The following is a 24,390-nucleotide window of genomic DNA, read 5'->3' as shown; positions in this document are numbered from 1 at the left end:
GATGTTCGAGCTTCAACCCCATACCATCGATATCATACTCTATGTCTGCATCTTCCTCGGTGTTCTGGTGGCTTACGATGGCGTGCAACAACTCCTGTTCCGCCGCGAGACGCAATCGGAGGCGCGTAACCGGCGGATGCGTGTCATCCAGCAAGGTGGCTCGACAGAGGACACCCTGAAACTGCTGCGCGACTCGGCCCTGCTCGGCCCCGATAAGAAGGGCGGCGTGTACGTGCGATTACGCAGGTTGCTGGTCCAGGCCGGCGTTTCCGTCAGGCCCTTCTGGGTGTTCCTTTGCATGGCGCTGATCGGAATGGTCGCTTATGCCGCGACCACGCGCTTCGTGCCACCGGGTATGGCGGCCGGATCGAGTGCCGGCATTGCGATCGGCCTCCCTCTTCTGGTCCTGATGCAGATGAAACGCGACCGGGTCAAGAAGCTGAACGCGCAATTGCCGGATGCCCTCGATCTCATGTCGCGGGGGCTGAAGGTTGGCCATCCTGTCGCCGTCACTGTCGGCAAAGTTGCGACCGACATGCCCGATCCGATCGGTTCGGAGTTCGGCATCATCGCAGACCAGATCAACTTCGGCGATGATCTGGGCACCGCTTTCCACGACTTTGCCAAGCGCGCGGCGACCGAGGACGCCAGGTATCTGGCCGTGGCCATAAGCATCCAGCACGGCACGGGCGGCAATCTCTCGCGGATCCTCAATGTTCTGTCCCAGGTCATCCGTGACCGGCACATGATGCAAAAGAAGATCAGGGCGGTTTCCGCCGAAGGACGCCTCAGTGCGGTCATCCTTACCTGCCTGCCGGTGCTCATTTATCTCTCGATCGAGTTTACGACGCCGACATTCTACGGTGACGTGCGCGGCGACCCGAGGTTTCAGTATTTCGCCATCGCCATCATTAGCCTTGTTGTATTGCAGGGTCTTATCCTGAACCGGCTTGTGAAGTTCAAATTTTGAACGGGAGTGATTTCCATGGACATCCTGAACAACATCCTGAGCGACCTGGCCACCTCGCCGGACTACCTTGTCCTTGCGGGGATCGGTCTCAGCGCCTTCGCGATCGTCTACGGCCTTATCGGGATGTTTGCCGCAGAGGCGCCCGAGACGCTGCGCATGCGCGCGGGCTCGCTAAGCCGTGCCCGTGGCGAGGATTTCGACCTAATCCAGGGCGACGACAGCGATCCGCACGGATTACTGCAAGCCTTCGTGCCCTCCTCCAAGGAGGAGCGGTCGAAAATCGGACGTCAACTGAAGCGCGCAGGTATCAAGCGGCCGAACGCGGTCAAAAGCTTTTATGCGTTCCGCGCGATCGTCGGGATAACACTGCCTGCCCTTTTTATCGCGATCATGGCGCTTTCGCCTGAAAATCAGGCGAGATTGCATGTCGACCGGATCATGATGAATCTGACTTGGCTGCATGCGGTGCAAATCGTGACCGCTCTTTTGGTCGTCGGGTTTTACGGCCCGATTCTGTGGCTGCGGGCCCGGATCAGGAAACGAACCAAGGCGATCGAACACAGCCTGCCAAATGCGCTGGACCTTTTGCAGGTCGCCATTGAAGCGGGCCTCGGGTTCGATGCCGCGATGGTGCGGGTCTCGCATGAACTTGCCTATGCCGCACCGGAAATTTCACAGGAATTCATGATCCTTCAGCTGGAGCTTCAGGCGGGCAAGGAGCGGCAGGCGGCCCTTCTCGACATGGCCGAACGCGCAGGCGTGAGCGAACTTGCCTCATTTGCCAATGTCCTGCTTCAGTCGAACCAATTCGGGACAAGCGTGTCGACCGCATTGGAGCGGTTTTCCAAGGACATGCGTGTAGACCGCGAGTTGCGTGCGCAGGAAAAAGCCAATCGACTTCCTGTACAAATGTCTGCAATCATGGCTCTTTTTATGATGCCGGTGCTCTTGATGATTTGTCTTTCACCAGTGCTTATCCGATGGATGGACATGTTCGGATAAGATTGGCTCCGCTATGAAAAGGCAGCCAATGGGCATCATATTGGCTCACGGCGATTTGGTGAGGCTGGGTGCGCCGCTCGGAGGTTTTGCGGAGTTCGCGGGGATAAAGTGCAGCAGAACCATCGTTGGAACGCCGCGCCGCGGCCCGTCGATGCGCGGCAACAACGAACACCCGTCTACTCTGTCCGCAGTTCGGTCATAGTCCCGTTTTTCGTCAAGGTCTGCTTGCTCGGTCGAAGCCGCCGTTGGCAAATCTCGTTCAGGCTATCGGCCGTGACAATTCTGGCAAGGTCACCATGGATTGTCACGGCGATTCCGTCTCGGGCGTTGCCCGGCTCAGTCGTCATCGCCAAGCCAGTCGCGAAATCGGCGTTGGCGCAGGTCCTCGGTATTCGCGTACCAGCCGCTGTCGCGCACGAGCGCCCGGCCCACGTGTTGCGGAGCGTTCGGCAGATGGGCGCGCATCGGCACGCCCAGGTCCCGGTTGATCCCGATCCTGTCGAAGGCCGAGCGACGGGTCGGGCCATATGGGATTTGCGTCGCAAGGCGTGCCATCGTGGCCGGGTCCGCCGCGTGCTGCACAAAGGCCCTTGCGGCGTCAGGCGCGTCGGTATCGGCGGCGATGGCCCAGACCTCGATCCCGATGACGCGACCGTCCCAGACGATGTCGATCGGCGCGCGCTCACGCTGCGCCATGTCGAAGAACCGGCCGTTGAACCCCGCCGCCATCACGGCGCGGCCGTCTGCAAGCATCTCGGCCGGTGTCGCCGGGTCCTGCCACCAGACAATGTCGTCGCGGATGGTGTCGAGCTTTCTGAAGGCCAGGCGCAGGCCGCGGTCGGTGCTGAGCAGGCCATAGACCTGTTCCGGGGGGACGCCTTCGGCCAGCAAGGCCCATTCCAGGATCCCGTCCGGGCTGCGCTGAACGGCGCGTGGGCCGGGAAAGCGGTCGGTGTCGAAGAAATCCTCGATCCGGGTCGGTTTCACCCCCGAAAACGCGCGGTCGTCAAAGGCCATGACGCGGGCGTAGGCGTTTTGCGGCACAGCGCACCCATCCGGCGCGAAGGGTGTGAAATCTGCCAAGGCCTCGGGCGCAAACAGCGCGCCCGGGTCGGTCTTCAGCAGCAGGCCCTGCGCGCAAGCGACACGGGCCTGATCGGCCAGCATGTCGATCACGTCCCAGCCCTCGGGCACGCCGCGCTCGGCCAGGGCCGTCCAACTTCCATCGTAGACGACCACCTCGACATCGAGGCCGGTCTCCGCGGCGAAAGGCGCGATGACGGCCTGGTTTTGCGCGGTTTCGTAAGCACCACCCCAGGACACGATCGTCAGATCGTCGGCGCGGGCCGGGGCCGCGATCATCGCGACCATCAGAAGGACGAGATCAGATCGACGCATTTTCTTCCTTTCGCAGCCGCGCGCCTTCGTCCAGCCAGGCCGAGACCAGATCCGCTTCCGACACCGCGCCGAGGTAGCGCCCCGTTTCGCCGCAGACAACCGGCACCGCGTCGCCGACGAAACCGCGCAGCCGCTCCATCGCGTCGGCGAGGTCGGTCTCGTCATCAAAGACCAGTCGGGCCGGGGCAAGGCCTTGCGCCAACCGGGGCGGATCCTCTTGGGCGCCGGGGCTGAACACACCCAGAAGCCGGCCCTCGGCGTCGAGCACGAACGCCTCGCGCCAGCCCTGCGCGCGCAGACGCTCGGCCACGTCCGCGGGCCTGTCATCGGCCGTGGCGGTCACCGCCTGCGGTTGCAGGAAATCGACGACCTTCAGCGCCGCGAAATGCGCCCGGTCCCGTCCGAGGGAAAAGTCGATGCCCCGGCGGGCGAGTTGCACGTCGAAGAGCGACCGGCCAAAGGTGCGATGGGACACGAGGTTGGAAAAGACCACGGCCACCATCGCGGCAATGGTGACGTCGTAATTGCGGGTCAGTTCAAACACGATCAGGATGCAGGTCAGCGGCGCGCCGATGACGGCGCTGGCAAAGGCCATCATACCCCCGATCGCGTAGATCGCCGCGCCCGAAGTCGGCACGCCCGCCAGGCCCGAAACGAGCGTCCAGAAGAGCACGCCGATCAGGCTCCCGATCAGGAGCGACGGGCTGAACGCGCCGCCCGAGAACCCTGCGCCAATGCACAGCGCGGTCAGGAATATCTTGGCGGCGATCAGCACGATCAGTTCGCCAAGCCCGAAGGCGCCGTCGATGGTGGCGAAGCGCAGGGTCGAGGTGCCGATCCCCAGCACGTCGGGCAGCACGAGCGCCGTCAGCCCGACCGCCAGGCCCGCCATTGCCGTGCGCGCCTCTGGCCACCGGATGCGCTGCGCGAGGGCCGGTCCGATGGCCAGCAGCAGGCTCATGAACACGATTGCCGCCAATGCTACGAAAAGGCCGAGAATGGCAACGAGGCCAAACTCGTAGCCATGGGCGACGCCCGGAAACTCGATCCTGAACAAGGCGGGCCGCTCTAAGATCACGTTGGCGATGACATAGCCCGCGACCGACGCGACCGTCACCGGCGCAAAGGCCCGGGTTGCGTAGTGGCGCAGGACGACCTCGTGCGCGAAGAGCACGCCGGCGATCGGCGCGTTGAACGCGGTCGAGATCGCGGCGGCCACGCCGCAGCTGACGGCGATGCTTGCCAGGTTCGGCACGCCCAGGCGCAGCCGATGCGCAAATCCGCCGAAGATCGCGCCGAGATAGACCATCGGCCCGTATTGGCCGACCGAGGCCCCGGTGCCCAGCGACAGCGCTGCGGTCAGGGTCGAGACCAGCCCGCTGCGCAGCTCGGGAAGCGGTTTGTGGAACTGCACAGCCTCGATCACGTCGGGCGGGCCAAGCGGCCGTCCGGCGGGCGACAGGTGCCGGTGGATGAGCCCGACGATCAGACCGCCGAGCGTGGGCACGAGGATCGTCATCACGGCCACCAGGCCCGGAACGCTTTCCCATTGCACCCGCGCCCTGGGTTCGACCAGCAGAACCGTATTCAAAAGTGCAACAAGGTCGACAAGCGCAATCGCCGCCATCGACGCCGCCCCGCCGACAGTCAGGGCGATGCCGGTGAGAATGAGCATTCGCAAGGGCGCAGGCGCCGTGTCGCTTTGCGGTCCGAGGGTCATTTCCGTGGATCATCGACCGGATCAGCGCATGACGCAACAGGGAGGGCAGGCGCGGCGGCGCCCGCTCATGGCGCGGTCACGCAGTTTGGCGTCGGCATTGCAAATAAGAAAGCCTGACGCGACATGCGCAAGGACTCGTCTGCCGCACGACCATTTCTGCGGGTTCTGGCGAAAACGTCCGTTTGAACAGGTGCCGGGTCAGACCGCACCTATTACCGAATGGAAGCTTTGAATGTGCGCCGACCGATTCGGCGTTTGCAAACAATCCGCCCTGTCAGCCTTGATTTGATCGCATTTCTGGAGCTCGCTTTTTGTTTGTATCGAGCAGCGATGGCTTCGCTGCCGGGACGGAGGGGCAAAGTCATGAAGTGGTCCGGCGTTGTCCATCGTCGATACGTGTGACCCATCCTCGGCCGGATCGAGGCTCAAGCGATAGGGATCGCGTATCATGACGGTATGAGCTTGATATCTCAGCCGGGCCTCGGCAAGGCGCGTCAGGGCGCCGATAAATGATTGCGGCTCCGGATGCGCATGAACGATGTGGGTATGCATCTGTAAAGCGTTCCTTGTTTCTACGTCGTGGGCCTAACGCTGAGTTTTCAAACCTGTTATTTCACGGGGCAATTCGGAAACTTGGAATTGCACGGATGAACAGCAAGCTTGACTGGAGCGACTACCAGACGGTCCTTCGGATCGCCGAGGCGGGCTCTCTTTCCGGGGCGGCGCATCGGGTCGGCGCGAGTCATCCGACCATGTTTCGCAGGATCAATGCCGTGGAGGAAAAGCTCGGTGTGCGGCTCTTCGAACGATTTCGCACCGGCTATCGGCTCACGGCCGCGGGGGAAGAGGTCGTGGCGACCGCGCGCGAGATGGAGGAACTCACGAACGAGACAGAAAGACGCGTGTCTGGGCGCGATCTGAAGCCTTCGGGTGTTGTGCGGGTCGCGACGACGGACACGCTGCTCTGTGGCTTGCTGGCCCCGGAGGTCGCCCGCTTCAGGCTCGCGGAACCCGGCATCACACTCGAGTTTGTCATTTCGAACGAGATATCTGACCTGGCCTTCCGCGAAGCGGACATCGCAATCCGCCCAGCGACGGCACCCGAAGAACACCTTGTCGGACGGCGGCTGGGCCGCATAGAGCAGGCTGCCTATGCGCTACGGGCACTCGATCTCGGCCGCGACGACCGACCGGAATGGGCGACGCTGCCGTGGATCGGCCCGAGCCCTTCGATGACCTATCCCCAGCTTCACGCGTGGTTGCGCGACGTTGGGTGCGAACGCGCCTGCGTCTGCACGATGAACAGTGTCCTGAGTATGCACGCCGCGGTTCTTGCCGGTATCGGCGTCGCAGTCCTGCCCTGCTACCTGGCCGAGTCCGATGGTGAATTGCAACGCCTTGGACCGGCAATCGAAGAGCTGGCCGTCGACCTATGGTTGCTCACGCATCCCGACCTGCGCCACACCGCCCGCGTGCGCGCAGTTCTGGAGTACTTTGGGAGCAAGCGGAAGATGTTGTTGCCGACAGCGAACGGCACCAAGTAGTCCCGTCCTGCTTGTTCCAATGGTCTTCAGACGTCTACTGAAACCTTGCCGATAGGGTGCGAACAGCAGGCAAGTATCTAGCCTTCCGCGATGTCGTCCTCGGAAATGCCACCGTTATGCACCATGTGCACCTCGCCAGCGCTCTTGCGCACCTTGCAGGTGCCGCACACGAAGGTGCAGCCCGACGGGATGTTCAGGACGTTGGCCCGCGCTGCCGACAGGATGGCGTCGGTTTCCGTGACATTCGCGCTGACGCCGGAAAGGGCGAACACGACCTCTGCCTGTGCGGCCTCATCGGGGACGACATCTTCGATATCGGGGATCTCGGCCTCGGTGGCCGCCGGCGCGTGAAAGCTTTCCTGGTGGTAATGCGCCATGTCAAAGCCGAGACCTTGAAGCGCTTCGCGCACCGCCTGCATGAAGGGCTCGGGGCCACAGCAGAACACCTCGCGTTCCAGGTAATCCTGGGCCATCAGTAGTCCCAGCATCAACTGGTTGAACGTGCCGCGGTAGCCGGTCCAGGGTGCATAGCGGTCAGGGGCTTCGACCACCCAGTGCAGGTCGATGCCCGGCACGCGGCTGGACATGTGTTCCAGCCGTTCGCGAAAGATGATCTCGCCGGGGCGACGGGCGCAGTTGATGAAGACGATATCGGGTTCCGTTCCGAGGTCGAACATCCATGTCGTCATCGACATCATCGGCGTGATGCCGGAGCCAGCCGAGATGAACAGGTACTTCTCGGCGGGGTGATCGAGATGGGTGAAGAGGCCCGAAGGCCCCAGGGTCTTGATCCGAACGCCGGGCACGAGGTTGTCGAGCATCCAGCGCGTGCCCGCCGTGTCGTCCCTGACCCGACCCAGCCATTTCGACACAGCCGGCTTGAGGTCCATGGTGAAGCTCTTGGCACCGGGCAGCAGCGGCATCCGCGCGAGGCGGTATTGCTTGTCGTCCGACATGCGGAACCGCGACGGGACGCCCTGTGCCTCCAGCCGGTCGAAATGCGCCTGAAGATGCGGCGGGGTGACGCCGTCCTCGATGCCGGTCACGGTGGGGTCGTCGGTGAACGACCAGCAGAGGCCGGGATGGTTGCCGCCGCAGTGATAGCACTTGCGGTTGTTCTCCGACACGAGTTTCCAGTTGCCGTTCTCGACGATGGAGGTCTCGAAGGCGACCTTGGCTTCGGTCAGGTCATGCACCTGCAGGTAGGGGGGGCAACTCGGCGAATGCGTCGAATTCGGGGGCGTCATCGGCCAGGCAGAAATAGACCAGCTCGCTGAGGATGCGGCAATTCACCGGTTTCAGCCCATGTTTGGTGGGGTCAAAGTCGGGGCCCATTTCGCGCGCCCACAGAAGCCGCCCGTCCAGTTCGTAGGAACGACACAAGGCATCTGTGCTTCCCCTGGTCTCGGTGCGCCGCGCGCCGTTCTGAATTGCAATTCTGACCGACATGTGAAATGGGTCAGAGATAGGCAGCCGATGATCCGCTACCCAGAAAAACCAAATCTACTGGGGAATGGATATGCGCACTGTCACGCCGTTTGCGTCGGCTATTTTCATTATCGGCACCGGAAGCGCGTTCGCGCAAGCTCCCGAGCCCTTCGTTCTGGGCACGATCTATATCGGGTCGGATGCCACCACCTCCATCGGGATCGACAACGAGGACCTGACGCGCACGACGCCGAAGGACCTGCAGGAAGTCTTCAAGTCCGAGCCGTCGGTGTCGGTGGGAAGCTCGCTGCCGATCTCGCAGAAGATATTTGTGAACGGCGTCGAGGAGAATAACCTGAACGTCACCATCGATGGCGCGCGGCAGAACAACCGGATCTTTCACCACAGCGCTACGACCTATATCGACCCCGAACTACTGAAGGCGGTACGGGTGGACCCCGGCGTGGCCCCGGCGGATGCGGGGCCGGGGGCGATGGCCGGTGCGATCGCGTTCGAGACGAAGGACGTGCAGGACCTCTTGGAGGAAGGACGCACGTTCGGCGGGCGCTTCATCACCGAGTACCAAAGCAATGGTGATGTCTTTACCAACAGCCTGGCGCTCTTCGGCGTGTCGGGGCGGTTCGAATACCTGGCCTTCGGGAAATACGCCGACGGGGGCCTCCGCGAGGACGGCTCCGGCATGGATATCACCGGATCGGGCACGGGGCTGACCAGTGGCCTGGCCAAGGTGGCATTCAACGCCGACAATGGCGGGCGGCTGGAATTGGGATACGAGATCGTGCGCGACGATGCGCAGCGGCCCCTGCGGGCGGATTTCGCGGGCTTGCGTGGTGTGTTGGCGACGCGGACCTATACGCTGGAGCGCCAGAACCTGGTACTGTCCTACGAGTTCGGAAATACCACCGCGATGTGGAACCCTTCTGTGCAGATCGCCTACAACTCGACCGATCTATATACCGGGCCAATGCCGGGCGCGACCGACGCCTATTCGGGCGAGACCACGAGTTTCACAGGCAAGATCCAGAACGAATTCCAGGTGGCGAACGGCACCGTCAACGCGGGTCTCGATTTCTACAGCGACGTGGCGGATATCAACGGCGAAGGCACGGCCGTGTTCTTTGCCGAGGAGAAGGCCACCAATATCGGCCTCTTCGTGCAGGCCGAGTTGGACCTGACGGAGCGGTTCCGCCTGTCCACGGGCGCGCGCTATGATTTCCAGGAGTTCGAGGGCGTCGACGGCACGACCTATGACAATGACGGGCTGTCGGCGAACATCGCCGGGGATTTCGACGTGACCGATGCGATCACGGTCAGCGCCGGGGCCTCGCGCGTGTGGGGCGGTATCGCGCTGGCGGAAAGCTTTCTGTTCGATCCGGCCTGGGCCTATCCGGCGTCGATCGAGCCGGTAACGTCCGAGAATTACTACCTCGGGGCCAATTACCGGGTCGGGAACTGGGATTTCAAAGCAAAGCTGTTCAAGACCGATATCGACAACGCGCGCACTTTGCTGGACCCGACCACGGGTCTTTTCAATGGCGGGCCGGGGCAGGTTTCGGATCTCGACACTGAAGGGTACGAGATCGGCGCGGCCTACACGTGGTCGAGCGGGTTCGCCCGGATCGCCTATGCCGATATAGATACCAAGATCAACGGCGGCCCCGCCGACAGCTACACCGGGCGCTACCTGACCACGCCTTTGGGCGACAATCTTGTGTTCGAGGTGGCCAACACCTGGGATCGGCTGGGCCTGACGCTGGGTGCGGATGCGCAGATCGTGTTCGACAAGTCGGCGGCGGGCGCGCCGGGTGGCGAGATCGACGGCTTCGAGGTGGTCAACGCCTTTGCCGAGTATACGCCGCGCCGGATGGAGAACCTGACCGTGCGGGCGGAGATCGACAACATCTTTGACGAGACCTACACCGAGCGGGCGACCTATGGTCAGGAATTCGCGACCGTGACGCCGCTGCGGGAACCGGGCCGGTCTTTCAACCTGCGGGCCACGCTGCGGTTCTGAACGTGGTTCTGCCCTTGTGGGCGGTGTCCGTGAAAGGCGTGTTGATGATCGCGACCGTAAGGGTCGCGGTCACCCAGGGGCGAAGGTCTGGTTTGAGCCCTTTGCGGACAAGTATGATCTATAGCTTCGAGCGCCATTGACGGGCCGCGGCGCGGCGATCCGACGGTCGTTCGGACGCATTTTATCCAAGCCAAATTCGAAACAGAATCGAGCGATGCACCGAACTTCACCCAATCGACGGGCCGTGGGGGCGGTCCGTCCATGGCGCGGGGCCTGCGGCCTGATTCCGCGCCGGGGCTTTGGATCAAACGTCTTTGATGTCCAACCGAGCGGACAGGCGGGTGAAATGCTGCACCGCAAATTTCTGCGTCGGCATTGGGATCAGGTCGTGGCCCATTCCATGCCTTCGATCTTTTCGCGGTGGGCGAAGGTCACGAGGTGGTTGTCGATGACGCTCTTGGCCGCGGGCACGTTTTCGTCCTTGTCCACGACAAAGCGGATCGTCAGGCCATTTGGATCGGCCTCCATTATCGCAGGGCCGAAGACAAAGTCGGCGCGGCCGTGGTTGCCCTCGCAGGTGGCGTCGATCTTGTGGGCGAAGTGCTTGCAAAGCTGGGTAAGGTATTTCGCGCCGTGCTCGGTTTCGATGCGTCCGATGAGGGTGGGCATGGCTGCCTCCTTTTCGCGATATGTTGGGCGTAGACTCTTCTTTTCCCTGCGGTTAAGCACAGCGGAGCAGCGCCTGCAAAGCCAGACTTCCCAGCCATGCAGGTTTTTCAAGACAGAGGGAAGACATGCTCCGAAAATTCGCTTTTGCGCTTTGCCTTGCGGCAGGGCCGGTCAGTGCGCAGGATGTGACCGTCGAGACGTTTCGCGGTGCTGTGACCGTTGCGCAGTCTCCGGAAACCGTCGCCGTATACGACATGGCCGCGCTCGACACGCTGGAGGCGCTGGGCGTCGAGGTGGATGGTACGATTTCCAACGTCTACCTGGACTACCTGGAAGACGCGGCGGACGGTGCGGCGCGGATCGGCACGCTGTTCGAGCCGGACATGGAGGCACTTTACGCGTTGCAGCCGGACCTGATTGTCGCAGGGGGGCGCAGCTATGACAAGGTCCCTGACCTTGCCGAGATTGCGCCGACGATCGACATGACGATCCATGTCGAGACGCTGGCGACGGGGCTGAAGCGGTTGGAGGCCTATGGCGCGATTTTCGGCAGGCAGGACGAGGCGGCAGCACTGGCCGACGCGTTGACGCGCAAGCAGGCCGAGGTGACAGAGGCCGCCGCAGGCGCGGGCCGGACACTGATCGTTATGACGAACGGGCCAAAGGTTTCGGCCTACGGCCCGTCAGGACGGTTTGGTTGGCTGCACACGGCCTTCGGGCTGGAGGTCGCTGCCGAAGAGGTGGCGGGCTCGGATCACGGCGAGGCGATCAGTTTCGAATTCATCCGGCAGGTCGATCCCGATGTGATCCTGGTGATCGACCGCAGCGCCGCGATCGGCGATGTCGAGACGGCGACATCGACGCTGGACAATGTGCTGGTGCGCGAGACGAAGGCGTGGCGCAACGGCAAGGTCATCACCCTCGACAGTGCGCCCATCTACATCGCGGCGGGCGGGGTTCAGGCCCTCAATGCCACCATGGACCAGTTGCTCGACGCGTTTTCCGGAAGCTGAACCGTGGGCAAGATTGTCCTCGGGATGGTGGCGCTGCTGGCGCTGTCGGGCGTGTCGCTGTTCATCGGCGTGATCGACCTGCGCCCGACTGCGCTGTTGCAGGACCCCGCAGCACTGCAACTGATCGCGGTGAGCCGGGCACCACGCTTGTTCGCGGTGCTGATCACAGGGGCGTCGCTGGCGGTGGCGGGGACGGTCCTGCAAATGCTGGTGCGCAACCGTTTCGTCGAGCCGATGACGGTGGGCAGCGGTGAAGGCGCGGCGCTGGGCATCCTGCTGGTCACGCTTTACGCGCCGGCGGCATCGCTGCTTGCAAAGATCGCCATGGCGTCGGCGACGGCGTTCGCCTCGACCGCTGGTTTCCTGGCCATTGCCCGGCGGCTGCCGCCGACGCAACCCTACATGGTCGCCCTCGTGGGGTTGGTCTATGGCGGGGTGATCGGGGCCGGCGTGACCTTCGTGGCCTACCAGAACGACCTGTTGCAGATGATCGGCGTCTGGGTGACCGGAGAGTTCTCTGGCGTGTTGCGGGGCCGGTACGAGACATTGTGGCTGGCCGCCCTGGCGGCGGTGCTGTGCTTCGTGGCCGCCGACCAGTTTTCGATCCTGGGGCTGGGACACGCGGCCAGCATCAACCTTGGGCTCAATTACCGGCAGGTGATGCTGTTCGGGCTTCTGGCCGTGTCGCTGGTCAGCGCGCTGACCGTGGTGAGCGTGGGGATCATCCCCTTTGTCGGGCTGATCGTGCCCAACATCGTGTCGCGCATGATGGGCGACAACCTGCGCCGCACGCTGCCGGTGATCGCGATGATGGGTGCGGGGCTGGTGCTGGTGGCGGATATCGTGGCCCGTGTGCTGCGGTATCCGTTCGAGATGCCCTCGGCCACGGTGTTGGGGGTGGTGGGTGCGATAGTGTTCATCTGGCTGCTCTACCGTCCGGCGCGTCATGCACCGTAGGCGGCTGATCGTTCTTGCGGTGCTGTTCGTGGCGTCGGCGGTGGCCTACATGACGATCGGCGCGCGCGGCAACTGGGGCTTCGTGCTGGAGTTTCGCGGCGCAAAGCTGGCGGCGCTGTGCCTTGTGGCGGTGGCGCTGTCGACCTCGACGGTTCTGTTTCAGACGATCACGCAGAACCGCATCCTGACGCCGTCGATCATGGGGTTCGACGAGCTTTTCGTGCTGATCGTGGCGATGGGCGTCTTCGTTTTCGGCATGACGGATTATCTTGTCGTCACATCGTGGATCCAGTTCGGCGTGTCGCTGGTGCTGATGACCGGCGCGTCGCTGCTGCTGTTCGGGACGCTGTTGTTGCAGGAGCGCCCCGACCTGATGCGGATGATCCTGACCGGGCTGGTACTGACCGTGCTGTTCCGGTCGCTGCGCACCCTGCTGGTGCGGATGCTGGACCCGAACGAGTTCAGCGTGGTGCAGGTGTCGTCCTATGCCCGGTTCCACCAGATCGAGACCGGCCTGCTGGCCATTGCGGCGGTGACCATCGGCGCGGCGTTGGTCGGCGCATGGGCCATGCGGCACCGGCTGGACGTGCTGTCGCTGGGGCGCGAGGCGGCGATAAACCTGGGCGAGGACGTGCGGCGCGGCACGTTGCAGGTTTTGGTCCTGATCGGCATTCTGGTGTCGGTGGCGACCGCGCTGGTCGGGCCGACGGCGTTCCTGGGGCTGCTGGTGGTCAGCATCGCCCATGCGGTGACACCAACCGGGCGGCACGCGGTATTGCTGGTCTCTGCCGCGTTGATTTCGGGCACGACGCTGGTCGGGGGGCAGGCCCTGCTGGAGCGCGTGTTCGGGCTGGTGACGCCACTGACCGTGGTGATCGACCTTGCGGGCGGCGTGCTGTTCCTGGTGCTTGTGATGAAAGGATTGAAGCGATGATTTCCGTGATGGGCGTGAGCCACGACCTTGGCGGCAGCACGGTGCTGCACGATATCGATCTGGAGATCCCGAAGGGCAAGGTCACTGCGTTGATCGGTCCGAATGGGGCGGGCAAGAGCACGCTACTGTCGCTGATCGCGCGGCTGGCGCGGCACCGCACGGGGCGGATCATGGTGGACGAGCTGGAGGTGGGCGTCTGCGCGTCGAACACGCTGGCGCGGCGGCTGGCGATCCTGCCGCAAAGTTCCGAAATCGCGCCGCGACTGACCATCGAAGAACTCGTGGCGTTCGGGCGCTACCCGCACCACCTGGGGCGGCCGGGCAAGCACGACCGAGAAAAGATCGCCGAGGCGATGACCCTGTTCGACCTGGATCCGCTGACGCAGCGCACGCTGGACACGGTTTCGGGCGGGCAGCGGCAGCGGGCACTGCTGGCGATGATCTTTGCGCAGGACACGGATTACATGCTGCTCGACGAGCCACTGAACAACCTCGACATTGCGGCTTCGCGGTCGCTGATGGCGCTTTTGCAAAGGTTGGCGCGGGAGCACGCGCGCACGGTGGTGATCGTGCTGCACGACATCAACTATGCCTGTGCCTATGCCGACCATATCGTGACCATGAAAGGCGGAAAAATTGGCCCGCAGGGCGATGCCGAAACGCTGGTGGACGGCAAGCTGATGCACGAGGTTTTCGAAACCGACGCGGTCGTGCACAGGATCGGCGGGCGGACCTTCGTGGCGGTCTGAGCCTTCGGCACGGCGGCAATTATGCAAAAATGCCAGCCGGCCCGTACTTTGCACGGGATGGTGCTTGCACATTGCGCGCAGGGGCTTAAACGTCTCCGGATGACCGCCAGGGAAGCATGACCGCACGTACCCAGCTTCGACACGATTGAAATGGGACACAGCCATGAACCTCTCTCGGCTCGGCATTCTGCTGATCACGACCGCTTTCCTTCCCGTACCTGCCGCCTTGGCGCAGGACGCCGAAGCCGCCACTTTCCTCGGGACGATCCGCATCGGCTCGCCGGAAGCGCAGGCGCTTCTGGGCAATGACGAGATCTCGGAAGAAGAGATCGAACAGCGCAATCCGCAATCCATCCGCGACGTGTTCGACGGGGAAACCTCGGTCACCACCAGCGGCGGGGCGGCGATTGCCAACAAGGTGTTCGTCAACGGTGTCGAGGAAAGCCTGCTGTCGGTCACCATCGACGGCGCGCGGCAGAACAAGTCGGCGTTTCACCATACCGGCAACGTGCTGATCGACCCTGCGCTGCTGAAATCTGTCGAGGTCAGCAAGGGACTGGCGCCGGCGGATGCGGGACCGAACGCGCTGGCCGGGTCGCTGGCCTACGAGACCAAGGACGCCGCCGACCTGCTGCAGGATGGCGACAATTTCGGCGGCATGACCACGCTGACCTTCGGCACGAACGAGGACCGGATCCGCGCCGGGCTGACGGTGTTCGGGCGCAGCGGCGGGTTCGAATACCTGCTGAGCGGCACGCGGTCGGACAGTGGCAGCTACGAGGATGGCAGCGGCGTGACCGTTCCCGGCTCGGAGGCGGATCTGACCAGCTACCTTGGCAAATTCGCCTATACTTCACCCACGGGTCACCGGCTGGAATTCGCGGCGTCCCAGACCGAGGACACGGGCCTGCGGGCCGGGCAGGCGGGGCCGGGCGGCATCATCTTCATCCGGCCGGACTTTGCCGGCGTCACCGGACGACCCAGCGTGCTGGTGCCGGCCCTGTCAAAGCGCACGTCCTACACACTGACCTACACCAAGGACAGCGCCACGGACTGGTTCGATCCGTTCTTCCAGCTGAGCTTTAACGAACAGGAGATCGACGCCTCGGGTGTCTTCGGCAAAAACGAAAGCTTCAGCGGGACGTTCAAGAACCGCTTTGCCATCGCCGGCGGGGACCTGTCGGTGGGTGTCGATTTCTTCGACGAGTCCGCCTCGGGATTCGGCCGTGGTCCGGGCCCGTTCGGCAGTTCCGGGCGCGAGGATCACTGGAACATCGGGATATTCGCGCAGGCGCGGCAGGATGTCGGCGAGCGCGTGTCGGTGTCGTATGGTGCGCGCTATGACTGGCAGGAGTTCAAGGCCGCCAGCGGCCAGACCTTCAAGGATGACGGGTTCAGCGCCAACGGGTCGGTCGATTACAAGATCACCGATTCGCTGACCCTGAACGCGGGCTACGCCCATAGCTGGGGCGGGTACGAGCTGGGCGAGGCGGCGCTGATCAATTTCGGGGCGCCGTGGACCTATGCCGGGTTCACCACCTCGCGGTCGGATGCGGGCCGGATCGGTCTGCGCTACGAGCGGGGTCCGTGGCAGCTGAGCGGTGCGTATTTCGAGACCTATGTGAACGACATCAACGCCGTGCTGCCCTCCGGCGGAGACCGGGGCGCGATTGCCGACCTGTCCTCGAAGGGGTGGGAAGCGTCGGTCGGGTACAGCCGGGCCAACGGGTTCATCCGGGTCAACTATACCGATGCGGATGTCGACCTGAACAGCACGACGATCGGCTCGACCGCCTATTACCTTGGCCGCCCGGTCGGCAAGGCGATCGCGCTGGAAGGCGCGGTCGATGTCACCGACGAGTGGACCTTCGGCGGCACGGCAGAGATTGCATTCAAGAACCGCGACACGCCGGTGCCGCTGTCGGGCTACGAGGTCGCCAACCTTTACGCGACCTACACGCCAAGCAAATTCGACCGGTTGCAGATGCGGCTGGACGTGCGCAATATCTTTGACGCGACCTACACGAGCCGCTCGTCCGACGGGGTCGGGCTGGGTAACGTGATCGCGTTGACGGAGCCGGGGCGCTCGGTCAGCCTGACGGCAAACCTGACCTTCTGAAGCGTCTCGAAAGGACCTGAATTTCCGTGTTTCGGAAAAGACGGTTTCGTGAGGCAGACAGCCCCGAGTTTCTGTAAAAGAAAGCCACCGCCGCGCGCGGTGGCTATCCCGGCGAGTATCAAGAACGCCAATTCTTCCCTAGGCACCGGCTTGAGTATTGCGCATCGGGCCGACGTTATTGTCAGTCCGCCAAAGGTTCAGGTCGCCGATGCGCCTCACGAGGCCCAGAATGCGGCTATGTGGAGCTTGGTGCCCGGAACACCCATGGTCTTTGCGGCACTGCGCAGACGGCGTGCATCCTTCTTTTCACCGGCGAACCAGATCGCCGACGTCGGATGTCCCGGCAAGGCTTCGAGAGCAGCGTCAGCGATACCCTCACCCGTCCGGCGCGAGAGCCAGCGGACCGAAACGCCCTCATGCGCCGGGATCGGATAGGCGGTTTCGGCCCCGTCTGCGGTTTCAAGGATCATCTCGGCGGTGGCCCCTGCGTGCAGTCCTTCGATCAGTCGTGCAACGGCAGGAAACCCTGTCTCGTCCGAGGCAATCAGAAGGCTCTGCGCATCGACCAACCCGCCGCCGCCAGGGCCCACAATGCCGACACGGCTGCGCCGCATGTCTCCGGCATGTAATTCCTCGCACCACTCTGTCACGCGCCCACCGTCATGACGGAACACGTCCATAAACAGAACATTCGACGCCCGATCCAGGCTGCGCACGGTGTAAACCGGAATATGTGGCGCGCCGGGACCTTTGGGCCATCGCGTCGAACCGTTGGGTGCCACCGCGGGCCAGTCCGGTGTCATGCCCCTTGGCGGCAGAACCAGCCTGAAATGGATCGACTCGTCGCCGAATATGGAGACGTCTTCCACCTTCAAGGTTACGCGCAGAAAGGCGTCACCCAGCCGCGCGACCCGCGTGACCTGTCCGAATTGAAAGTTCGGGGGAAAGCCACCGATTTCGGCACTGTCGGACCAGCGCATGGCCTCGGCCAAATCGGGCAAGACTGTACGCAGATGTTCGACCATGGCGTTTTTCATCACGAAAAGGTTCCGGGAGTCGGACGCGGCGACCATGCCAGCCACCGGCGTGTCGACGCCTTCGCGCAGCCCAATCAGGCCATAGCCCGTTTCCACCGTCACCTGCCCCGGTTCGTCTTCCTGCAGGGTCAGCCCGTGCTCATCGACTTCGAGCAAAAGCATCTTGCGGATCGAGTCGAAGGCCACGCCCGGCAAATCTGCGCGGGCTTCCTCTCTGTAGTGTTTGCTCGTCATGTCTGAACCTCCGCAGCATCGACCCTTCGTCCGGATGCGGCCCACAGGATCAGCGGAACCGTCGATACGGACACCACGCTGGCGATGCAGAAAAAGATGCCGTAGCCCAACCACTCCGCGATCACGCCCGCAACCAGTCCGGCCAGCATGCTCATGGCGGCGTCCATGCACTGCAAAAGCGTGAAGTCGACGCCGCCTTGCCGGGGGTCGGACCACCTCATGAATTGCGCGTATAGCGCCACGAAGCCAAGCGCCATAACGGCGCTACTGGCGACCATGGCAAAGGGCGCCACCTGCGCCGGCGCTACCAGCCCGGTGCCAGCGGCGACCGAGACGAGCGCCAGCAGCGAGGCCTGCGCCAGAACGGCCCCGACCAGCACGAGGCGGCTACCGAAGCGGCGGACCACGGCCCCGCCTGTCAGAGCGCCCAACAGTCCCAGCGATACGCTGCCAAGCCCGGACAGAAGGCCCAGTTCCCCGAGGCTGTAGCCCGCGTCGATAAAAAAGGGACCGAAAAGCCCCATCGCTGTCTTCTGGGCAACCACGTATAGTGCTGCAATCACCAACCCACGGCGAAGGTCGGGCCGGATCAGCGCGGACCGCAGGCTGGGCACATGCGCCCGTGTCACCGGCTTCGCCGCGCGGCGTGCCAGGAAAACGAAGGGCAGGCAGATCACCGCGATCACGCCCGCCATGCTCCAGGTTCCCACGGCCCAGCCGGCGCGATCCACCAGGATCAGGAAAGCCCCGCCGCCAATGGCCGAACCGATATACGCGCCGCCCACCTGCGCCGCGTTCCCCCAGCCGTAACGGGTCTGCGACAGGGCGGCCACGGCGTAGCCGTCCACCGCGATGTCGACCGTCGCCGTGGCGGTGGCGGCCACCAGCAGAACGCCCAGGACGGCCAGCACCGGCACCGGCCCGATCGCACCGACCAGCGCCAGCATGGCGACGACAACCGCGATACCGGCCACCACCAGCTCCGCCGAGCGGTCCCTGCCCACCGCGGGCAATCGCAGCCGCTCGAAGGCCGGCGCCCACAGGAACTTCAGCGCCCAGGGCAGCACGATCAGCGAGACGAGCCCGATATGGTCCAGCGGCAATCCCTGGTCCCGCAGCACGCCGGGCAGCCCGCTCCAGGTCAGCCCACCCAGCACGCTTTGCGCCACGTAGATCCCGCCGATCGCCCCGACGATCCTGCGTTGCCCTGCCGCCATTCCCTAGAACCGGCGCTGCACGGCGAAGGTCGCGGTCCGCCCCTGGTGACGATAGCAATTACCGGCGCTGCACGTCTGTCCGTCCTCGTCGAAGACGTTGCGAACATTGGCCTGCACTTCCAGGCCTTCATAGCCCTGCTTGGCGAAGTCATAGGTCATGGCCAGATCGACGAAGACCCGATCGCGGTTCTTGTAGGTGTTCTGGTCGTCGCCGTAGCTTTCGCCGACATAACGCAGGCCACCGCCAATACCGAAGCCTTCCATCATACCGTTTTGCGGCTGATAGAATGCCCAGAGCGCGGCCTGGTGCTTGGGAGTTCCCGACAACTGGTTGCCGACCGTGCCGGTGGTCCCGGCTTCGATCTCGACATCGAGATAGGTGTAGCTTCCGGTCATCCTCAGCCCGTTGCCCAGGTTGAACTTCCCTTCCAACTCGAGCCCCTGAGAACGCAGGTCATAGGGCACCTGGACCTGGTTCAACCCGCCGAAGACGGCGCTGTTGACCGGCTGAAAGACGACACCGTCCTCCTGCTGGATGTCGAAGATCGACGCGGTAACCAGGCTGTCGGTTCCGGGCAGTTCATACTTGAAGCCAAGCTCGGTCTGCACCGCCTCTGTCGGTGCGGCAGGCGCGTCGCTGGCAGGGTCGGTCGGGTCGGAATAGGTCACGCCCGTGTTGGGCACGAACGTGCTGGAGAAATTGGCAAAGGGCGTCATTCCGGTCGCCATGGCGTAAGAGATGCCGATGCGGCCGGTAAGGGCGTCATCCGTCGTTCTCGTGCCTGCCCGCGTGGCATCAAAGCTGGTCGTTTCGACAAAATCGTACCGGCCGCTGACGAAAACGTTAAGCGCGCCATTGGTGATCTGGTCGTGGACATAAATGCCTGTCTGCTCGATGTCCTGCCCTTGGCTGTAGGGAGCTGGAGTGGCTTCGACAGCGGCGGCCGACGCGAAACCGAATGTGGAGAACGCATCGAATTCGGACCTCGTGTAGTCCAGTCCTGCAACGAACTGATGCGTCAGGGCCCCGGTTTCCAACTCTGCCTCGATGGTGTTGTCGACGCTGAAATTCGACTGGTTCTCGAGGTACTTTCCCCAACCGCGCCCGATGGCGCCGCCACCGAAATCGTACAGCCCGCTATAGCGCAATTCGCTGTCCACCTCGGAATAGCGCATCTTCTGGCGCAGGGTCACTGTGTCGGTCAGTTCATGTGCGATTTCGTAACCGATGCGATACTGCTCGTTGTCGAACGTGTTGTAGGCCGGATCGCCGTTATAGGTCTCCGACGCCACACCCGGTGCCGGATTGAAATAGGCCGCGGTCGCCCCGACGGTCGAATCCGAGTATTCCGTCAAAAGCGTGATGCGCGTGCGCTCCGTCAGATCATAGGTCAGCGACGGCGCAATCAGAATCTTGTCGTCCTTGTACCCCGGCAGGGGCGTGTCGGCGTCCCGCACAAGACCGGTCAGCCGGTACAGGAGCCGCCCATCCTCGTCCACCGGACCGGTAAAGTCGAACGCCAGTTCCGCCCGGTTGTCGGTGCCCGTCGTGAAGCGCAACTCGTTGAACGGCTCCGCCTTCGGGCGCTTGGACACCACGTTCACCAGACCGCCCGGACCGCTGACACCATATAGCGAGGAGGACGGCCCCTTCAGGATGGCAATTCCTTCAAGCGTGTAGGGATCGTTGACGTACCATGCCGACGGCCCGTTGACCTGCCGCAGCCCGTCCCGGAAGAACCCGTTGTTGAACGCCGGGAAGCCGCGCAGGTAAAACGCGTCATACCGGCTGTCGAACCCGAAGGTGCTGGTGGTCGTCCCTGCCGAAAATTCCAGCGCCTCCAGAAGCTGGCGGGGCTTGCGATCCTCTATCTCGTCCTGCGTGACCGTTCCGATCGACTGCGGAATATTCGCGATCCGGCTCTCCAGCTTGGTCGCCTGCCGCCCGGATTGCGCGACATATCCATTCTGCTGCAGCGTTTCGTCGCTCTCGGATTCCAGTTCGATCGTTCCGAGCTGATACGGGGACCCGCCCTGCGCATAGGCCGAAAGGCTTGTTGTCAGTAAGGCGATTGCGGTCAGGCTGAGATACTTCATACCGTCCTTGATTTGTCTGAGGTTTTCGTGGTCGCACGCCACGTAGAGAGGACGCGGGCCGAAGAGTCAAACTATTTTTGTCAGGTATTTGGCCCGCTGCTTGCAATAGCCGATCCACGACCGAAAGCCGAGCCTTCAGCAGTTTGAAGCCCTCAGATCAGCGTGCAGAAAGCGTCTAAGTTTTCGTTGAAGCGGCGCGGAGAAAACCGATTGCCGACCCCACGACATATCGTTGCGGAACTCCGAGTTGTTTCCGTCCTTCGCTATTTCAACGCTTTCGCCTCGCTTGACGCGTCAAGGGCCGGGCCCGCGCCGATCGTATCCAGATACAGATCCAACATCTCGGTTGCCGCGTCGTTTGCCGGCGAGAAACCGTCGCGCGAACCGTCCGCGACACTCACCACAACAGCCCACTCGGACGCGTTTCGGCACGCCAGGAACCTTCGGGGCATGGTGCCTGCCGGTTGCACCGAAATGAGGCGGCAAAGTCCTTGTTGAGTCTCGTAGCTGCCAAGCGCCCGCGCCGGGCCAACTCCGCCAACATCCCGGGTCTGCCCTGTCGGCACGTCCGAAAGGGCCGCGGCTACATCTTCAAGTGGTGCCGCACCGGACTGAGCAAACCGTTCCTGCAAGGTCCACCCGACTCCGACACCGATAACCAGCGAGGCCGCAAGTGCCAGAGGCCACGCGCGGCGGTGGCGCAAGGGGACGACTGCGGACACGGGCCGATCCTGCGTCTGACCGTCGTCGGTAGGAGTCTCACGAACAGTTTCGACAAGGTGCTCGGGAACGGCCCCTTGGGCGAAGGCCGCGCGCAGGCTCGTGGCGGTCTCGGCAAACAAGGCGTAGCGCGCCGCGAGATCTGGATCCTGTTCGATCCTGTGGCTCAGATCTTCGGCCGTTGCGCCATCAAGTTCGCCGTCGGCAAGGGCCATCAGCATCTCGTCACTTACCTCTACCTTATCTGGCGTGCTCATCGCGCTTCTCCTTTCTTGGGTGCGGTTTCGGGCTGCATGCCCAAGTCCGAAGCAAGCGTGGCGCGGGCGCGTGCCAGCCGGCTCATGACCGTCCCGACGGGAATATCCAGCGCGTCCGCGGCCTCGCGGTAGCGCAGCCCTTCCACGCAGACCAACATCAACACCTCTCGTTGTTCCTGAGGCAGGGCGTCCATCGCCCCACGCACGCGCGCCAATTCCAGCCGCGCCTCGGTGACCCGGCGACCGTCTGTGCCCACCAATTGCCGTGCCCCGTCCGCCTGGTCGATCTCGACCACATCGCGCGTGGCGCGATACTGGTCGATCCAGGCGTTGCGCATGATCCGGAAAAGCCAGCTGTCCAGCCGGGTGCCTTTGGTGAAGCCCGAAAGATTGCGCAAACCTTTCTCGACCGTCACCTGCACGAGATCGTCCGCCTGATCCCAACTCGGCGCGAGGGACCGCGCGAAAGCCCGCAGCCTGGGAAGCAGGTCGATGATTTGCTGTCTGACATCGTCAGTCATGCGGCGGGGTCCTGTGGGCGTGTGCGGTTGCAGGCCGTATTACATTGGTAAAACGGACCATGGCGGGATTTATTCCGTCCCGGCGACCAAAAAAGCTATAGTCACGCTGGAATAAACAGTCTGTGCTGTACGTTATCCCTTTTGTGCTGCCACCGAGCCGTTGAACAGGAGCTTTTAGCCGATGACTGACGACGACCGCCCCGACCTGGCCCGCCGCCGCCTGCTGAAACGCATCGGGCTTGCCGGCGCCACGGCCTATACCGCACCTGCGTTGACGCATCTTGGCATGGCGCATGCCTCCGGCGGATCGGGCGGCGGGAGCGGCGCAGGCAGTGGTGGAAGCGGCGGCAGGGACTCCTGGCGACCGGCCCGACGCCAGACACGGCCAAGGCCAAACCGGCCGCGTGCGGCTCAACCCCGGCAGGCTCCGCCCCCGCCGCCGGAAATCCTGCTGCTCTTGCCGGCAGGCACGAGCGTCACGCCTGCGATCGACGCGGGCTACGAAGTGCGCGCCACGGCCTCGAATGATCTGCTCGATGGCAGGTTGTATCGGCTGGATCTACCGGCCGGACGTTCCATCGAAGACGGGCTGGCCGACCTGGCCGGCTTGCTTCCCGGGGCCCTAATGGACGAAAACCACTTCTACACGCCGGACGCCTTTCTGTGTGACTCCGAGGGGTGCGATGCGCATGAAATGATCGGCTGGTCCGGTTGGCCCAGCATCTATGCCCCCCGGCTGGGAATGATCGATACCGGCATCAACGAGGATCACCCGGCGCTCAGCGGCCAGAAGCTTACAATCCACCAAGCCGACCTGGGTGCACGGGCAGAGGCAGGGCGCAAGCATGGCACGGCGATTGCCGCCATGCTGATCGGCCGGTTGGACTATCGCGTGCCGGGGCTGCTGCCCAACGCCGAACTGGTTGCGGTCGAAGCATTCCACCGCGGGCATCTCGGCGAACAGGCTGATGCATTTTCCCTCGCATCAGCGATGGATCTTCTGATGGCGGCCGATGTCGATGTTATCAACATGAGCTTCTCCGGCCCGTACAACCCGATCCTCGAGGAAATGATCATTCGGGCAACCGAACGCGAAACAGCGGTGGTTGCCGCCGCCGGCAACGGCGGCCCGGGCGCCGAGCCCGCTTACCCGGCTGCCTTCGATGCAGTCATCGCCGTGACGGCGATCGACCGAGAAGAGGGCATTTACCGTCAGGCCAACCAAGGTCCCTATATCAATTTCGCGGCGCCGGGCGTGCGGGTCTGGGCGGCCGCGTCAGTATCAGGCGGGCGGCTCAAGTCCGGGACCTCCTATGCCGCGCCTTTCGTCACCGCCTCGCTTGCGGTGCAACGCGTACGCGCACCATCGGTCCCGCTGGATCAGACGGTCGCGGAAATGGTGCGGTGCGCCAAGGATCTTGGTGCTCCGGGCCGTGACAGCGTGTTCGGCGATGGGTTGGTCGCAGCCCCCGGGCAATGTTTCGCCGGTGACACCGAGTTTTTGCCGGTCTCCGGGGAATAAAACCCGGTGCCTTCCGTTTTCCTTGTATGGCCGCAGCGAGAGGCCGACGGAAAACGCAAAGGAGAGAAACTATGGCAGATCAAGAGAACGCCAATATTTCGCGCCGGCGGATGCTCACACGCCTTGGGCTGGCCACGGGTGCAGCCTACGTCGCCCCCGTGATGATGCATCTAAGCGCCGCGCATGCCTCCGGCGGCGGCAGTGGTGGTGCCGGTGGATCTGGTGGCGGCAGGGGCGGCTCCGGTGG

General features: G+C 63.5%; 21 protein-coding genes. 10 read left to right on the top strand and 11 right to left on the bottom strand.

Annotation, left to right across the window (positions count from 1 at the left end; translation table 11 throughout):
• The first annotated feature begins 1 nt into the window (after nt 1).
• Nucleotides 2-970 (top strand): type II secretion system F family protein, encoded by a 969-nt coding sequence (locus C2I35_RS14745; RefSeq protein WP_103763823.1) that lies wholly within the window; start codon nt 2-4, stop codon nt 968-970.
• A gap of 123 nt (nt 971-1,093) precedes the next feature.
• Complete coding sequence (locus C2I35_RS14740; RefSeq protein ID WP_170067225.1) at nt 1,094-1,972, top strand: type II secretion system F family protein; 879 nt, start codon at nt 1,094-1,096, stop codon at nt 1,970-1,972.
• Between the two features lie 336 nt (nt 1,973-2,308).
• Here C2I35_RS14740 and C2I35_RS14735 read toward each other — a convergent pair whose 3' ends face one another.
• The 3 genes from C2I35_RS14735 to C2I35_RS21925 all read right to left on the bottom strand — a co-directional run bounded on the left by C2I35_RS14735 (nt 2,309) and on the right by C2I35_RS21925 (nt 5,642).
• The gene (locus C2I35_RS14735) at nt 2,309-3,370 is read right to left on the bottom strand and encodes an extracellular solute-binding protein (protein ID WP_103763821.1); all 1,062 of its coding nucleotides are present in this window, start codon (nt 3,368-3,370) and stop codon (nt 2,309-2,311) included.
• Nucleotides 3,357-5,090: a chloride channel protein gene (locus C2I35_RS14730; protein WP_103763820.1), complete on the bottom strand. Its 1,734-nt coding sequence runs from the start codon at nt 5,088-5,090 to the stop codon at nt 3,357-3,359. The genes C2I35_RS14735 and C2I35_RS14730 overlap by 14 nt, the downstream gene beginning before the upstream one ends.
• Nucleotides 5,091-5,288: 198 nt before the next feature.
• Complete coding sequence (locus C2I35_RS21925) at nt 5,289-5,642, bottom strand: NAD(P)H-dependent oxidoreductase (RefSeq protein ID WP_146050044.1); 354 nt, start codon at nt 5,640-5,642, stop codon at nt 5,289-5,291.
• Between the two features lie 95 nt (nt 5,643-5,737).
• Here C2I35_RS21925 and C2I35_RS14725 point away from each other — a divergent pair, with 95 nt between their 5' ends.
• The gene (locus C2I35_RS14725) at nt 5,738-6,634 is read left to right on the top strand and encodes a LysR family transcriptional regulator (RefSeq protein ID WP_103763819.1); all 897 of its coding nucleotides are present in this window, start codon (nt 5,738-5,740) and stop codon (nt 6,632-6,634) included.
• 77 nt (nt 6,635-6,711) lie between these two features.
• Here the strand turns inward: C2I35_RS14725 and C2I35_RS14720 are convergent, their stop codons facing one another.
• The gene (locus C2I35_RS14720; RefSeq protein WP_281255069.1) at nt 6,712-7,830 is read right to left on the bottom strand and encodes an SRPBCC family protein; all 1,119 of its coding nucleotides are present in this window, start codon (nt 7,828-7,830) and stop codon (nt 6,712-6,714) included.
• Nucleotides 7,823-8,017 (bottom strand): Rieske (2Fe-2S) protein, encoded by a 195-nt coding sequence (locus C2I35_RS22640; protein ID WP_170067223.1) that lies wholly within the window; start codon nt 8,015-8,017, stop codon nt 7,823-7,825. Before C2I35_RS22640 ends, C2I35_RS14720 begins: the two co-directional genes overlap by 8 nt.
• 136 nt (nt 8,018-8,153) lie before the next feature.
• Between C2I35_RS22640 and C2I35_RS14715 the strand changes: the two genes are divergently transcribed.
• Entirely contained in the window at nt 8,154-10,097 is a 1,944-nt protein-coding gene (locus tag C2I35_RS14715; protein ID WP_170067222.1) for a TonB-dependent receptor domain-containing protein, read from the top strand.
• Nucleotides 10,098-10,478: 381 nt separating this feature from the next.
• Here C2I35_RS14715 and C2I35_RS14710 read toward each other — a convergent pair whose 3' ends face one another.
• A complete protein-coding gene (locus C2I35_RS14710) occupies nt 10,479-10,766 on the bottom strand; it encodes a DUF2218 domain-containing protein (RefSeq protein WP_103763817.1) in 288 nt (95 codons plus the stop codon).
• 125 nt (nt 10,767-10,891) lie between these two features.
• Between C2I35_RS14710 and C2I35_RS14705 the strand changes: the two genes are divergently transcribed.
• The 5 genes from C2I35_RS14705 to C2I35_RS14685 all read left to right on the top strand — a co-directional run bounded on the left by C2I35_RS14705 (nt 10,892) and on the right by C2I35_RS14685 (nt 16,538).
• Entirely contained in the window at nt 10,892-11,779 is an 888-nt protein-coding gene (locus tag C2I35_RS14705; protein ID WP_103763816.1) for a siderophore ABC transporter substrate-binding protein, read from the top strand.
• A gap of 24 nt (nt 11,780-11,803) precedes the next feature.
• On the top strand, nt 11,804-12,736 hold the full coding sequence (locus tag C2I35_RS14700) for an ABC transporter permease (protein WP_103763815.1): 933 nt from the start codon (nt 11,804-11,806) through the stop codon (nt 12,734-12,736).
• On the top strand, nt 12,726-13,670 hold the full coding sequence (locus C2I35_RS14695; protein ID WP_103763814.1) for an iron chelate uptake ABC transporter family permease subunit: 945 nt from the start codon (nt 12,726-12,728) through the stop codon (nt 13,668-13,670). The genes C2I35_RS14700 and C2I35_RS14695 overlap by 11 nt, the downstream gene beginning before the upstream one ends.
• Entirely contained in the window at nt 13,667-14,419 is a 753-nt protein-coding gene (locus C2I35_RS14690) for an iron ABC transporter ATP-binding protein (protein WP_103763813.1), read from the top strand. The genes C2I35_RS14695 and C2I35_RS14690 overlap by 4 nt, the downstream gene beginning before the upstream one ends.
• A 163-nt stretch (nt 14,420-14,582) precedes the next feature.
• On the top strand, nt 14,583-16,538 hold the full coding sequence (locus tag C2I35_RS14685) for a TonB-dependent receptor domain-containing protein (protein WP_103763812.1): 1,956 nt from the start codon (nt 14,583-14,585) through the stop codon (nt 16,536-16,538).
• A 215-nt stretch (nt 16,539-16,753) separates the two neighbouring features.
• Here the strand turns inward: C2I35_RS14685 and C2I35_RS14680 are convergent, their stop codons facing one another.
• The 5 genes from C2I35_RS14680 to C2I35_RS14660 form a co-directional block, all read right to left on the bottom strand.
• Nucleotides 16,754-17,809, bottom strand: coding sequence for a siderophore-interacting protein (locus C2I35_RS14680; RefSeq protein ID WP_103763811.1), 1,056 nt, complete (start codon nt 17,807-17,809; stop codon nt 16,754-16,756).
• Nucleotides 17,806-19,026, bottom strand: a complete 1,221-nt coding sequence (locus C2I35_RS14675; protein ID WP_103763810.1) for an MFS transporter — start codon at nt 19,024-19,026, stop codon at nt 17,806-17,808. The genes C2I35_RS14680 and C2I35_RS14675 overlap by 4 nt, the downstream gene beginning before the upstream one ends.
• Nucleotides 19,027-19,029: 3 nt before the next feature.
• A complete protein-coding gene (locus C2I35_RS14670; RefSeq protein ID WP_103763809.1) occupies nt 19,030-21,123 on the bottom strand; it encodes a TonB-dependent siderophore receptor in 2,094 nt (697 codons plus the stop codon).
• A 263-nt stretch (nt 21,124-21,386) separates the two neighbouring features.
• Nucleotides 21,387-22,100 carry an anti-sigma factor family protein gene (locus C2I35_RS14665; protein WP_103763808.1) on the bottom strand — a complete coding sequence of 238 codons (714 nt, stop codon included), beginning with the start codon at nt 22,098-22,100 and terminating at the stop codon, nt 21,387-21,389.
• A complete protein-coding gene (locus C2I35_RS14660; protein ID WP_103763807.1) occupies nt 22,097-22,621 on the bottom strand; it encodes an RNA polymerase sigma factor in 525 nt (174 codons plus the stop codon). The genes C2I35_RS14665 and C2I35_RS14660 overlap by 4 nt, the downstream gene beginning before the upstream one ends.
• A 181-nt stretch (nt 22,622-22,802) precedes the next feature.
• Here C2I35_RS14660 and C2I35_RS14655 point away from each other — a divergent pair, with 181 nt between their 5' ends.
• Nucleotides 22,803-24,143: a S8 family serine peptidase gene (locus C2I35_RS14655; RefSeq protein ID WP_245890498.1), complete on the top strand. Its 1,341-nt coding sequence runs from the start codon at nt 22,803-22,805 to the stop codon at nt 24,141-24,143.
• The last annotated feature ends 247 nt before the right edge of the window (nt 24,144-24,390 follow it).

Origin of the sequence: Roseovarius confluentis (assembly GCF_002917925.1) — a bacterium.
Lineage (GTDB): Bacteria > Pseudomonadota > Alphaproteobacteria > Rhodobacterales > Rhodobacteraceae > Roseovarius > Roseovarius confluentis.
The sequence above is the reverse complement of the archived record's forward strand: the minus strand, read 5'-3'. Positions and strand labels throughout refer to the sequence as shown.